The organism is Bacillus sp. bc15, assembly GCF_900142585.1.
In the GTDB taxonomy this organism is placed as follows: domain Bacteria; phylum Bacillota; class Bacilli; order Bacillales; family Bacillaceae_G; genus Bacillus_A; species Bacillus_A cereus.
Window position 1 is genome coordinate 1,652,308 of the sequence record NZ_FRBJ01000001.1, and the last position, 14,511, is coordinate 1,666,818.

The window sequence follows — 14,511 nt, forward strand, 5'->3', positions numbered from 1 at the left end:
ATTACTATATAATTAAAAGAACCTATATAGTTCTTACGTGAGTAAAAGATACCTTTACATATTGCTATACACTTAAAAGCATCTTCACATCATAATGATTTATATAAAAAGAATCTCCCTTATTAGAGATACACTATAACTCATCTCTCTAATAAGGGGATTTCTCTTTAATAATTATAATGTTATTGTGATAAATGCTTCGCGCGATCAATTTTTCCTTTTTTAAAAGTGAATGACACTTTCTTCTCTGCTGTTTTCACGTAGTAAGACTACAAACTCAGGATCCAGTTTAAACGATGAAGTTACTTAGGATTTGTCCTCTCATGAAAAGCAATTTTCGGAAAGCACCTTCACTTTCATGCATTATAATTTAGGAGCTTTCGCCCAATCCGCAGCAAACTTCTCAATACCTTGGTCTGTTAATGGGTGCATAGCAAGTTGTTCAATTACTTTATAAGGAATTGTTGCAATATGAGCACCTGCCATCGCTACACGAGTTACATGATCTGGATGTCTGACAGAAGCCGCAATAATTTGTGTATCTAATTGATGAACATCGAATAATTCAGCAATTTTAGCAACTAATAATACACCATCTTCAGAAATATCATCTAAGCGTCCTAAAAATGGAGAAACGTACGTTGCACCCGCTCGAGCAGCTAAAAGTGCTTGGTTCACAGTGAAAATAAGTGTAACGTTCGTTTTCACACCTTTTTCAGTAAGATAGCGACAAGCTTCTAATCCTGCTAGCGTCATTGGAAGTTTTATCGTGACGTTTTTATCGCCACCGTTAATTTTAATTAATTCTTCTGCTTGAGCAATCATTTCTTCAGCTGTAACAGCATCTGGAGTTACTTCTGCCGAAACAGACTCAACTTTAGGTACTGCCTGACAAATTTCTGCGATACGGTCTTCAAACTTAACGCCCTCTTTTGCTACTAAAGAAGGATTCGTTGTAACACCAGCTAAAACTCCAAGTTTATATGCTTTTTTTATGTCCTCAAGATTTGCAGTATCAATAAAAAATTTCATGATCAATTCCCTCCAGTTTTTAAACGTTGATGAGTTACATGTTTAATATGCTTATCCCGTAAAAGCCCGATTGGTATGGAATAAAGCCCCTATTTATTAAAGTTTCACTTTATTTCTTTTCTACTGCATGTCCGCCAAATTCATTGCGCAGAGCTGCTACAACTTTTCCTGTAAATGTATCATTGTCTAATGAGCGGTAGCGCATTAATAGAGACATTGCGATAACAGGAGTTGCTGTTTGAAGGTCTAATGCTGTTTCTACTGTCCATTTTCCTTCACCAGAAGAATGCATAACACCCTTAATTTCATCCAGTTTTGCATCTTTAGAAAATGCATTTTCTGTTAATTCCATTAACCAAGAACGAATTACTGAACCGTTGTTCCATACTCTTGATACTTTTTCATAATCGTAGTCAAATTCACTTTTCTCTAGAATCTCAAATCCTTCACCAATAGCAGCCATCATACCGTATTCAATTCCGTTATGAACCATTTTTAAGAAGTGACCACTACCAGCTTTTCCAGCATATAAGAATCCATTTTCTACAGCAGTATCGCGGAAGATAGGTTCAACGATGTCCCAAGCTTCTTGATCTCCTCCGATCATGTAACAAGCACCATTACGAGCGCCTTCCATTCCGCCAGAAGTTCCTGCATCCATAAAGTGAATGCCATCTTTCTTTAATTGCTCATATCGGCGGATAGACTCTTTATAATGTGAATTACCAGCTTCAATTAAAATATCTCCTTTTGATAAAAGTGGTGTAACCTCATCAATAACAGAATCAACAACAGCGTGTGGTACCATTACCCAAAGAATTCTTGGTGATTGTAATGACTGAACAAGTTCACTTAAACTAGATGTACCCGTTGCCCCGTACTCTTTCATTTCTTCTACTGCGCTCGTATTTAAATCAAATGCTACTACTTCATGTTTATGATCCATTAAATTTTTCCCTAAATTTAATCCCATTTTACCTAACCCAATTAATCCTACTTGCATAATATAATTCCTCCTCAAATCATCTTTTATTAAAAATCCATATCACTACAATCTGGAATACCTTTCAGCACTGAAATGTTAGTATGTACAGAAAGGTATTCACAGTCATAGCTTAAGAATTCAACACATTTTTTGTAATTTGAACAACATTTTCTGTCGTAAATCCAAATAGATTCATGACTTCAGCTCCAGTTCCTGAAGCTCCAAATGTTTCAATTGATAGTACTTTTCCTTCTTGTCCTACATAACGTTCCCAACCTAGAGATACACCCATCTCAAGAGATACTCGTTTCGTTACAGAAGACGGAAGAACGGATTCTTTATATTCGTTCGATTGGCGATCGAATAACTCCCAGCTCGGCATTGCAACGATGCGAACAGAAACTTGTTCTTCTTCTAATTTTGCTTTCGCACTAGCAGCTAAGGATACTTCAGAACCTGTCGCAATTAAAATTACATCCGGATTTTCATTTGTTTGTGTTAATACGTAAGCTCCTTTAGAGAGATTCTCTATGTTCGCTTTCGTTTCATTAAACACCGGTAAATTTTGACGGCTCAGTACTAAAACGACTGGACCATCCGTTTGCTGTAAAGCATACGCCCAAGCACTTGCTGTTTCATTTGCATCTGACGGACGGATAACTGTTAGACCAGGAATTGCTCGAAGCGCTGCCAATTGTTCAATTGGTTCATGCGTTGGACCATCTTCTCCTACAGCAATCGAATCATGTGTAAATACGTAAGTAACAGGTAAATTTTGCAGTGCAGCCAGTCGAATCGATGGACGAAGGTAATCATTAAATACAAAGAATGTACTTACGAAAGGTTTTACTCCTCCATGGAGAGCCAGTCCATTCGCTGCCGCGCCCATTGCATGTTCACGTACACCGAAGTATATATTTCGTCCAGCATACGATTCTACCGCGTACACAGCTTCACCTTTTATATCTGTCATAGTGGAATGAGAAAGATCTGCACTTCCACCGAAAATAGAAGGAATCGATTTCACATAATGATTAATAGCTTCCCCACTTGCAACACGAGTGGAAATCGTTTTTTCAATATCAAAGGATAGAATGTCTTTCGCTTCAATTAAAACATCACCTGTAATCGCTTTTTCTAATTCATCTGCTAGTGCAGGGTTCGACTCTCTGTATGAGTTGAACTGCTCATTCCAGTCATTTTCTTTTTCAATACCTTTTTGTTTCAGTTCATTAAAATGAGCTTTTACTTCTTCAGGTACAAAGAAATCTTCCTCATAATCCCAACCATACACTTGTTTTGTCGCTGTTGCCTCTTCTACGCCAAGCGGATTACCATGTGCTTTGTTCGTTCCAGCAACTTTTGGACTTCCATAACCTATAATAGTTCTAATTTCTATAAGAGTAGGTTGATCCGTATTTTCTTTCGCTGATTGAATAGCTTTTGTAATAGCATCGACATCGTTTCCATCTTCAACTCTTACATATTGCCAATGTACAGATTCTGCCCTTTTCTGAATATCTTCAGAGAAAGCAATGCCTAATTCACCATCAAGTGAAATTTCATTTGAATCATACAGTACAATTAACTTGCCAAGTTTCATATGTCCTGCCATTGACATCGCTTCATAAGCGACACCCTCCATTAAGTCACCATCTCCGACTAAAGCGTACGTATTGTGATTTATAATAGAGTGACTATCCTTATTGAACTTCGCCGCTAAATGCGCTTCTGCCATTGCCATTCCGACAGCATTGGCAATCCCTTGTCCTAACGGGCCTGTCGTCGCTTCGACTCCAGAAGTATGACCAAACTCAGGATGTCCTGGTGTTTTACTATTTAACTTTCTGAAGTTTTTCAAGTCATCAATTGAAACATCATATCCAGCTAAATGAAGCAGGCTATATAACAGACTAGATCCATGTCCCGCCGATAAAACGAAACGATCACGGTTAAACCATTCTGGGTGATTAGGATTGTAATTTAAATGATTCGCCCATAATGCATAAGCCATTGGTGCTGCTCCCATCGGAAGACCTGGATGACCTGAGTTTGCCGCATTAATAGCATCAATCGATAACGTACGAAGTGTATTCACTGCTAATTGATTTATGTTTTGTGTCATAGTAATCGTCCCCCTAAATGCTTTCATGAAAGAAAGTACTTATTTTTCCGTCTCTTGATCTAACCACCATTTAAATCCACTTTCTTGCAACAGTTCATTAGACGCTTCTGGACCATATGAACCAGACTCATATTCATGAAGCGGTAATAAGTTTTCCTCGAACGCTTCAAGAATTGGTTGTACCCATTCCCATGACAATTCAACTTCTCTCCAATGTGCAAAGAATGTAGCGTCTCCACTCACAGCATCATGAATGAGTCTCTCATACGCTTCAGGTACTCCCACATCCGCCTGGTCACAAGTAAAGTTAATACGCATCGGTTCAATTTCTCCATTTTTCAATGGATTTTTACTATTTAACTGTAATGAAACGTTCTCACCTGGGCTAATTTCAATTATTAATAAGTTAGGTTCTGCATTTGGATTATTATCTTGATATTGCTGTTTTAACGTATTTTTAAATTCGATTACAATACGAGTAGACTTTTCTTTCATTCGTTTTCCTGTTCGTATATAAAATGGAACGCCAGTCCAAAACGGATTATCGATCCACAAGCGAGCAGCAACAAATGTGTCTATGTTAGAAGAAGGATTTACTCCTGGTTCCTCTTTATATGCTACAACTTGCCCGCCTTTTATCTCTCCTGAAGCGTATTGACCGCGAACGATATGGTTTTGAACGTCTTCTTTTTTCACTTTACGAAGCGTCTCCATTACTTTTCGTTTTTCCTCTCGAATTTCACACGCATTAACCTTTTCCGGCAGATTCATAGCAGTCATCATTAATATTTGTAACATATGATTTTGAACCATATCTCGAATGGCTCCTGCCTGGTCATAATATCCTGCCCTTTCTTCAACCCCAACTGTTTCACTAGCTGTGATTTGTACATTCGCTATATGTTCTTTATTCCAAATCGACTGGAGAACAGGATTTGCAAATTCTAGCGCTTCAAGATTTTGAATCATCGGTTTACCTAAATAATGATCGATACGGTATATCTCGTCTTCTTCAAACGTGCGACTAAGCTTATCATTAAGCTCACGAGCAGATGTAAGGTCGTGCCCAAACGGTTTCTCAATCATCAGGCGTTTCCATCCATCCGTTTTATCAAGTTCGCTTTCCTTAATATTTAAAGCAATCGTCTCGAAAAATTCAGGAGCAACGGAAAGATAAAACATTCTATTACCTTTTATATGTAGTTCTTCTTCCCTTTCACGAACGACTTGTAATAATCTCTCATAGTCTTCCGGCTTACTCACATCTAATGGACAATAGCGAAAATTATCTAAAAAACCTTCCAGTTCCGGAGTACCTTCTTCCCTCTGACGAGAAAACGTCTCTATTGATTCTTTTATTCTTTCTTGAAAATCTTCATGAGATACTTGACGTCTTCCAAGCCCGATAACAGATATTTGCTTTGGAAGCTTTTGATCTCTATATAAGTTATATAGCGCGGGGTAAATTTTGCGTTTCGCTAAGTCCCCTGTCGCTCCAAATAAAACAAAGGTCATTGATTCCAAGTTCAGTCCCCCTCTTGTTGTATAATCCTCGTCAATATACTAAAAATGAATTGTACAGAAGCTCATACTCTTATACTTCCTGTTTTTATAAAAAACAAAGAGTTATCTAATTCCAATTCTTTTTATACCTTTCGCTCTCTCATTGTCCCCAATATTAATAGTGGCAATTCAAAGCATTTCTACTGCAACTTACTTATTTATAGAACTTAACGAAATATTTTATATCTAATTACTTTTAGTAATTAAGTAATCCTATGTCTAGTATATTAACCACATAAATTATTATCGTCAATAAAAATGTCTTGAATTAAATACTATTTATTTTGTAATACTTTTCTAAGTGTATTCCTAGTTACCATTCATTTTCAAAGATAATGATTGATATAATAAATATCAGTTTCATCAAAATCTTCAATTAATTTCCGGTTAAACTCGCGAGCAGACGTTACATTATAATCAAAAGGCTTCTCTATAATAAGACGGTTTAATCCTTTTGTAGTCCACAATCCACTCTCTTTAATATTTAAAGCAATCACATCAAATACTTCTGGTACAACAGATAGATAAAACATACGGTTTTCAGGAATGTTTAATTCTGTTTCACGCTTTTTTACAAGGCTCAGCAAATTTTGATAGCCCACTATATTTGCTGTATCTAATTGACAATAACGAAATGTGCTAATAAATCCCTCTACTCCTGATTGGTCATCAGTAGATATTCTAGAAAATGTAGTAAGGGATTGTTCTACCTTTGTTTGAAATTCTACATCTGACATTGCCCTTCTGCCAATGCCGATAATCGAAATAGATTGTGGTATATTTTGATTACTAAATAGTTTATATAAAGCAGGGTAAATTTTGCGTTTCGCTAAATCCCCTGTCGCTCCGAATAAAGTGAAACTTTAATCAGTGGAGGTTTTGTTCATCCCCACTGATTATTAGCCTTCACCAATCGGGCTTTTACGAGCAGCCCAACTCCCACCTAACTTCTTTGCTTTCGCTGAATTTTGAGGCGGGGGTCTTACTGCCCGGCGAATAGCGGGATAAACATAATGAATAAATCATGCTGCAAAAATAACATCTACCCTTTCTTCAAAAAGCTTTACAGTAGTTTTTAGAAGTACGTTACATTATTTCATTTCATGCACTTTCCTCTTCTTTATATAAAATTCTCACTAACCAAATTCAAAATATTATACTTATTTTTCGTACTTTGCTATGCTATAACCACAAACAGGAGGTATAAACTATGAAAGCACAAATTATCCATTCTTTTGGGGATTCATCTGTATTTCAATTAGAAGAAGTTTCAAAACCGAAACTTTTACCAGGTCATGTTCTAATCGATGTAAAAGCAACAAGTGTAAATCCAATCGATACAAAAATGCGTAGTGGTGCCGTTTCAGCCGTCGCTCCTGAGTTTCCAGCTATATTACACGGCGATGTAGCTGGTATTGTTATTGAAGTAGGAGAAGGTGTTTCGAAATTCAAATCAGGGGATAAAGTATACGGATGTGCCGGAGGTTTTAAAGAAACTGGAGGTGCACTTGCAGAATTTATGCTTGCTGATGCACGATTAATTGCTCACAAACCTAACAATTTAACAATGGAAGAAGCTGCTGCTCTACCATTAGTTGCAATTACAGCTTGGGAATCTTTATTTGATCGTGCAAATATTAAACCTGGTCAAAATGTTCTCATTCATGGAGCTACTGGTGGCGTAGGACACGTAGCCATTCAACTAGCTAAATGGGCAGGCGCTAAAGTTTTCACAACAGCTTCTCAGCAAAACAAAATGGAAATAGCCCATCGTTTAGGAGCCGATATAGCTATTAATTATAAAGAAGAATCTGTTCAAGAATATGTACAAAAACATACGAATGGAAACGGATTTGAAGTTATATTTGATACAGTAGGCGGCAAGAATCTTGATCATTCTTTTGAAGCTGCTGCGGTCAATGGAACTGTCGTAACTATTGCAGCTCGTTCAACCCATGACCTCTCTCCTTTACACGCAAAAGGACTCTCTCTGCACGTTACTTTTATGGCGTTAAAAATATTACATACAGATAAGCGTAATGATTGCGGAGAAATCTTAACGAAAATAACGCAAATTGTAGAAGAAGGAAAACTTCGTCCATTGCTAGATTCTAAATCTTTTACGTTTGATGAAGTTGCACAAGCACATGAATATTTGGAGTCAAATAAAGCAATAGGTAAAATAGTTTTGAAAAACGTTTGGTAACTTTCACTAAATAATACAAATAACAAATGTTTGTTGTTGGAAAATAACAGCGAGATCGCTTCGCCTTATCTTTTTCTTAAAAGGCGTGCCACAACCTTAAAAGCTTTCCATCCTTTACAACAAGTAAAAAAATAACAGCTAAATTTTGAGGCGGGGTCTTACCGCCCGGCAAATAGCGGGATAACATTCAAAAACCTTGCAGAAAAATTCTACAAGGTTTTTGTCTATAAATACAAATTAATCACTATATTAAAATGAAAGAGTTTGTAATTCATCACAATAATATTAAATATACGCTGCTTTAAAGGCTTGTTGGACAGCTTGTACTTCTAATGAGTCTTTACCATATAAGTTCGTTGCTACACGAATACAAGCTTCTTTTAATTCTTTAAAATCAGAAGTCATATTTAATTCATCCGTATTTGCATAATAGAAAATATCAAACATTTTATCTTCTCCAATGCCATGTACGTTTACTCCATTATGGCTTCCACCACTAGCAACCAAGTAAGCTACTTTATTAATAATGCTAGAGTTCGTGTGTACACCACCATGATCGTGGTCAGCATCAATAGGTAAGTTATTATAATGCCTATAATCCTCTGGATATCTAGAAGAGATAGATGATGGGTTTTTCATATCTCTAAAAATACGACCTGATTGTTCTCCCATTGTCCAATTGAACTTTCCGTTATTGGCATACTTTTCAACTGCTACTCCTAAAATATCAGATAACGCTTCATTAATTGCACCAGCTTCTCCTGCGTACTCAAGTCCAGACTCATTTCTTGTAACCGCGTGTGTAAATTCATGTCCTGCCACATCAAATGCTCTAACAATTGGATCTCCGTATACTAGCATAGCTCCATTACTAAATGCATTAAACCACTGCTTAGGATTTCCTTTATTCGTACCATTTGTGTTCCAACCATGAACGACAGAAATTACTTTTTGTCCGTTATTATCAAAGCTGTTACGGCCATATTTTTCTTGATAAAAATCATATACTTTCGTTGCTAAATAATGGGCACTAACTGCTTTAGGATCTGTAAAATTTGTAGAATTACTTGTTACTAAATCATCGAGATAACCCCATACATTTCTTCTATAATTATTATAATCTTTATAATTAGCAGTATATGTTTCAATTCCCTTACCACGAGAATAATCTGCAAGCATGTACGTTCCATCACTTCTTTGTGTAATTCCAAACGTACGATTAATACCTAAGTCATCTTTTCCTGTACCTGTTAATTTTGAAGGATCTGTTGATTTATTTGATGTCGCAGATTGGACAATACTACTCTCTACTTGTATACCCAATTTTTGAACGAGTTCTTTTAATAGATTACCACCAAAAGCATCAATTAATACTGTACCGGATACATATTCAGGTGTAGATGCACTAAAAGTAATTTGATATGCGTTTGTAGCTTTATTTGTATTTTCATCTACATATACCACTTGTTTAATTTCTGGTTCTTCGATAAATGTGAGATCATTTCCATAGATGTTGAAAAGCTGTTTCTTTGCATCCTCTTCTGATAGAGTAATAGGTTGTTTCAAATCTTCCTGTTGTTGTAAATTTTGGGCACTATCTCCCGAAACGCTCGTAAGTACACCATCATCATTAATATGTACTGTTAGTTGATATCCGTATACATCACGTCCTTCATACGTTTGTTGAAGACGTACCAATGTAGTACCATCATAAGATTTACGACTTTGCGTAACATTATAATTAACTTTGGATTCCGTATTAACTTGCTTTGATGATAATGCTTGTTCTGTTTTTCCTTTTAGTGCATCCTTTGCTACATTTTCTGCCGAATTTTGAGAAGGTGCTGTTAAATTACCTGTTCGGAACGTATCTTCCTTTGTTTCCACTTTTAAATCTTCTGTTTCCGCATGTACTCCTCCATAAGGCATAATCGCCGATAACACCACTCCTGTAGTTAAACCTACCTTTACGAAATTATTCATATTTTTACCCCTTTATAATCGTATTATTAAATTAAATAAATGTATTTTAGAATTTTAAGCATAGATAAAAAATTTTAACTATAGCCAATCGTTTTTACATACCTCTACATACATAGGTTAATAGATTGGTTTGCTACTTTTTTAGATTCAATTCATTTCTCAAAAATTATTCATTATATAAGCTATCTTTATATTTATTCATATACGTTATTTTTTGTGGTTCTGATAACATATTTATTGCCATCCACACATTCTTTTTCATTTCTAATTTTTGCATTGGTATCTTTTTTAAAACCGGATTATTTATAATCGCTTCCATTTCTTCATCAATTCTTTGTATAAGATTTTCTTCTGGATTATTTTGCAAAGAAGTATTTTTCAATCCCCATTTTGTTATTATAAATTCATTCGTTTTATTCATAGGATTAATAATAGTAGCTTTACTAGTTAATCGTTTTTTTATTTCATCATGATAGATTTTAATTCTATATCCCTCTTTTAGTGGAATGATATCTTTTACAATTGTTACATTTGTTCCTTCCATTTCCTTCGTATAAATTTTTTCACCTTTTTCATTAAAGACCTCTATCGATGCATATTTTTCACCTGCATAATAGTTATGAGGCGTTTTAGTAGTAATCGTAAAAATAGCTCGATTTTGCTCTAAGTCTGTATTTAATACGGCAAACTGGTCATCTCCTAATCCTAGGAATTGAATCGTTTCATTTACCAACTTACTCACTTTCATTTCGTTAATATCAATCTTTAGACTATTATCTTTTTCTTTTACATAGGCATAATACGAACTGAAATGGTACATACTATTCGTTTTCCCACCTGAAATTTCAACCGTATACACTCCATTTGGTACGTCTTGTAAATTGATATCTGTTGTTTCAATTGTTTTCTCTTGAATAACTGTATTCCCTTCTTTTAATTTAATTTTTCCTCCTTTTAATGTATCTATTTCATTTGTATTTAAATGGATATGCAAATTCCCTTTTAGCCTAAGTGGAGCAATTTGCTGATTCGTAACTATTTCGAAGTTGGAGTTTATCGGAATATCAGGATCAACTATAGCTCTTGCTTTCGCTAATTGTGATTCAGGCACTATATAAGCTAAAGAAGTAACAGCCGGAAAACCTTTCGCCCTATTCATCTCTATTTGTTTGTGATTAAGCTTAAAGCCCCACCTTTCAAAAACAGGTGTAAAATCAACTTGTCCATTCTCACTATAATACTGATTCATTAAATCTGGTAAAGAATGGTCACCTTTTTTGAAAGCAGCATTGCTAGCTAGTTTTCGATAACCTTGATACATTTTTGCAAATGCTTCATCGCCAGCTTTTTGTTTCGCCATTGTTAAAAGAATAAGTTTTTGTCGTAAATCTAAATCATCATAATTTTTATTTTCTTTCATTAAAGCATTATATAAATTCCGTTCTACCTGTTCCTTTTTCCCGAAATTAAACAACCAACCAACTTGATCTGCTTTTTTGCCGTATTTACTATATTGATATTGAACACCAAATAGATTATTAGAAACTTCTCCTGTAAATATTCCTTGATTATCAAAACCAGCTTGGTATCCATGAGCGATTTCATGTAAAGTTCCCCAACTTAGTTTATCTAACCACATCTTTGTACTATCTGTACTATTCGCTGTCCAATTTGTGCCATAATAGGCACCGCCAGCACCAGATATATCTGCTTTTAAGAAATAACGATTTTGACTTTTTTTATTTTCAAACGTTGAGCCATCTAAACCAATAATTGAATCATACATCACAAAAATATCTTCATAATACACAATTAACTCATCCAATGATTGAAAATCTTTTAAAGATCTTACTAACTCTTTATCTTTTTTAGGTACAAATAATTGAAAACTCTCCCCTTGAAGTAACGCATACTCTCCATCAAATTGATCCCATGTACTAAAAAATTGAGATACACTTCCTTGTTGTTTATAAATGGGAAGGGGTTTAGTAGCACTTTCATTCCCTACTTGGTACTCAAGTACAGCGTGCTCTTCACCATACGGAGTATCTATGAAAGGAACTAAAGACGTATCACCTTGGATAGTAACCCATTCATTTCCTACTTGTATGGATTTTTCATTTTTTGAGTCATTAGACAATAAACGTAATGTTAATTTGTCTTTAAAATTAGGATTTGTTTGTCTTACCTTTAATGGTGTATTTCTCTTCAAAATAAATCCTAAATCTTGTCGATCATGATATTTCCCCTTACTTATGCCCGCCTGAAATATCCAAGTAGGCTCTTCTAAACTAGTAATTTTTTTTGCATTTATTCGTTCATCAGCATGTAAGTGTATATTTCCTATGAGGAAAAACATTGTATACATTATGCCTATAACAAGTAATCTTTTCATTTGCATATCTCCTTTTCTATTTTTTATATACAAAATACAATAAAACAAATTCCTCCTTCGTTACTTAAAACTGTAGTCCATAAGTTATTTCCCAGTGTAATTATTATAGTTACATTAATTCATGATTATCAATCATTAAATATATGTAATTTTACATATACAAATATTTAACATTCGACAATAAAATATCTTTGCCTATACTCCTTTATCACTTTCAAAAATGAATTAAAAAAACACGAAGACTTAAATGTCTTCGTGTTTTTTTAATATATATATCGTTACACTTGTGATTGAATTCATAACTAGAATCTTTTTACTCATTCCTTATGAATAATGTTTATTATTTATGAAATTTCACACGCTCTTCAAGTGGTTGGAATTCTTTTTCACCTGGTGCAGCTGTTGGATTACCAAATGGCATTTGTGCAATTAGTTTCCAATTAGCAGGGACATTCCATTCTTGTTTTACCTCATCGTCAATTAATGGATTATAATGTTGTAATGATGCCCCTAATCCCTCTGCTTCTAAACCTGTCCACACGACTAATTGGTGCATACCTGATGCTTGGTGTGACCAAATTGGGAAGTTTTCAGCATATGCAGCAAACTTTTCTTGAAGCGATTTAACGATAGCCTCATCTTCAAAGAATAATACTGTTCCATAACCAGCTTTAAAAGAATCCATTTTTTGTTGCGTTCCTGAAAAATCTCCATCTCCAACTACTTTTCTTAATGTTTCAGTGGTAATATCCCATAATTTATCATGAGCTTCACCAAATAATACAACTAATCGTGCAGTTTGAGAATTGAAAGCGGATGGAGTATATTTCACAGCAAACTCCACGATTTCTTTAATTTTTTCATCCGATACTTGTACCTCTTTATTAATCCCATAGTAAGTACGTCTTTCTTTCAGTGCAGTATAGAAATCTTTTGTCATAATTCCGTTCCTCCTAAGTTTTAATATTCTTCAAAATGATACATCTCGAAGATAATATGCGTTTAAATGAGTTCATTTTTGAATCATTGAACTTCCTAGCACCCATTGCCAGTCATTCTAAATCTAAACACACTGCTTCTTTCAGTTTTCCTAAAAAAAGCCTTATAACATCATTCATAAAATCTAATCATCATTCGGTACTATTTTACCCATTCTCTATTCATGTATCCTGCTTGTTTCATATTTACACAAATATGAAATGTAGCTACTTTAATCACCAAATTTCACATTAATTTAGAGCATCTTCAATTACAGCAATTTCGCTCACTCGAACAAAACGATGCAATTTAAAGAACATTGCAAAATTAAGTACTACCTGTAAAAGAACCCTCTTAGCCGACTATAAGAAAAAATAATAAAAAGCCAAAAACGAACAATAATATGTTCATTCTTGGCTTTTACTTAACCATCGCATTTACTTTTACTATTGCTTCAAATGATTTTTAACTGCCCTTATTACCAATTCGTGATCTTCTTCTGGTGGTAATCCTGAAACTGTTATCATTCCAATAACCCCTACGTTTTTTATTCTGATAGGAAAACATCCACCAAACGCAGCGTATTCTGAAGTATCTAAAAGATATTTTTCATTATAGGAGACCCCAGTTATTTCACTTTGTATCTGCATATAATACGAGCTACGATCATGCAGGGAAACGACTCGTTTTTTACGCTCAATCCATTTCGTATTTTCCTCATTTGTCCCTGTCATCTTGAAATGAAATAATTGCACACCATTTTTCGTTATATCAACAGCAATCAATTTCCCCTCTCGCTTTGCTGTTTCAACGATAAATAAACCTAGTTGCAAGGCATCTTCATTTGTAAAAGAGGAAAATTGAAGTGTTTCCTCCTCTTTTAAAATTTGTTTACTTATTTCATGCAAATTTGAAGTACTCATATCTTTAACCTCCATAATTATTTTATGCCACACCGACATTTTTTCGAAATTATTAGGCCATATAGTACAACCTTTCAATCAATCTGATTCTAAATAAACTACTGTAACATCTTTGGTAACTAGTAGTACCGTAAAGCTTGTTTTCTTCTTACTGGTGCTATTATGAATGACATTCAAAGTTATAAAAAGTACTATTCTACTTATCCCTATCTTACAGAGACTATTATGAAATATATTTAACATCTTAAAAATGTATGTACTAAAGAATAATATTTTTAATCACTAACTTTTTTGATCAATCGTTATAATCCAATTTCATCA

9 protein-coding genes and 1 pseudogene are annotated in these 14,511 nt (G+C 34.6%); 1 reads left to right on the forward strand and 9 read right to left on the reverse strand.

Annotation, left to right across the window (positions count from 1 at the left end):
- Positions 1–363: 363 nt before the first annotated feature.
- The 5 genes and pseudogenes from fsa to BUA87_RS08445 form a co-directional block, all read right to left on the reverse strand.
- Entirely contained in the window at positions 364–1,032 is a 669-nt protein-coding gene (gene fsa / locus BUA87_RS08425; protein ID WP_000667692.1) for a fructose-6-phosphate aldolase, read from the reverse strand.
- A gap of 109 nt (positions 1,033–1,141) precedes the next feature.
- On the reverse strand, positions 1,142–2,035 hold the full coding sequence (gene gnd, locus BUA87_RS08430; protein WP_001195925.1) for a phosphogluconate dehydrogenase (NAD(+)-dependent, decarboxylating): 894 nt from the start codon (positions 2,033–2,035) through the stop codon (positions 1,142–1,144).
- Between the two features lie 112 nt (positions 2,036–2,147).
- Positions 2,148–4,142 (reverse strand): transketolase, encoded by a 1,995-nt coding sequence (tkt, locus tag BUA87_RS08435; protein WP_000193055.1) that lies wholly within the window; start codon positions 4,140–4,142, stop codon positions 2,148–2,150.
- 39 nt (positions 4,143–4,181) lie between these two features.
- Positions 4,182–5,666 (reverse strand): glucose-6-phosphate dehydrogenase, encoded by a 1,485-nt coding sequence (gene zwf / locus BUA87_RS08440; protein WP_072939153.1) that lies wholly within the window; start codon positions 5,664–5,666, stop codon positions 4,182–4,184.
- 365 nt (positions 5,667–6,031) lie between these two features.
- Positions 6,032–6,547, reverse strand: a pseudogene (locus BUA87_RS08445) (glucose-6-phosphate dehydrogenase); the annotation flags it as partial.
- A 368-nt stretch (positions 6,548–6,915) separates the two neighbouring features.
- On the opposite strand from BUA87_RS08445, the gene BUA87_RS08450 reads away from it, so the two are divergent.
- Complete coding sequence (locus BUA87_RS08450; protein ID WP_000647254.1) at positions 6,916–7,911, forward strand: zinc-dependent alcohol dehydrogenase family protein; 996 nt, start codon at positions 6,916–6,918, stop codon at positions 7,909–7,911.
- A gap of 285 nt (positions 7,912–8,196) precedes the next feature.
- On the opposite strand, the gene BUA87_RS08455 is transcribed toward BUA87_RS08450, so the two are convergent.
- The 4 genes from BUA87_RS08455 to BUA87_RS08470 all read right to left on the reverse strand — a co-directional run bounded on the left by BUA87_RS08455 (position 8,197) and on the right by BUA87_RS08470 (position 14,229).
- A complete protein-coding gene (locus BUA87_RS08455) occupies positions 8,197–9,894 on the reverse strand; it encodes a M4 family metallopeptidase (RefSeq protein ID WP_071714600.1) in 1,698 nt (565 codons plus the stop codon).
- A 166-nt stretch (positions 9,895–10,060) separates the two neighbouring features.
- The gene (locus BUA87_RS08460) at positions 10,061–12,289 is read right to left on the reverse strand and encodes a putative mucin/carbohydrate-binding domain-containing protein (protein ID WP_071714601.1); all 2,229 of its coding nucleotides are present in this window, start codon (positions 12,287–12,289) and stop codon (positions 10,061–10,063) included.
- A 340-nt stretch (positions 12,290–12,629) separates the two neighbouring features.
- Positions 12,630–13,229: a nitroreductase family protein gene (locus tag BUA87_RS08465; RefSeq protein ID WP_000158938.1), complete on the reverse strand. Its 600-nt coding sequence runs from the start codon at positions 13,227–13,229 to the stop codon at positions 12,630–12,632.
- A 484-nt stretch (positions 13,230–13,713) separates the two neighbouring features.
- Complete coding sequence (locus tag BUA87_RS08470) at positions 13,714–14,229, reverse strand: heme-degrading domain-containing protein (protein ID WP_072939160.1); 516 nt, start codon at positions 14,227–14,229, stop codon at positions 13,714–13,716.
- Positions 14,230–14,511 lie beyond the last annotated feature (282 nt).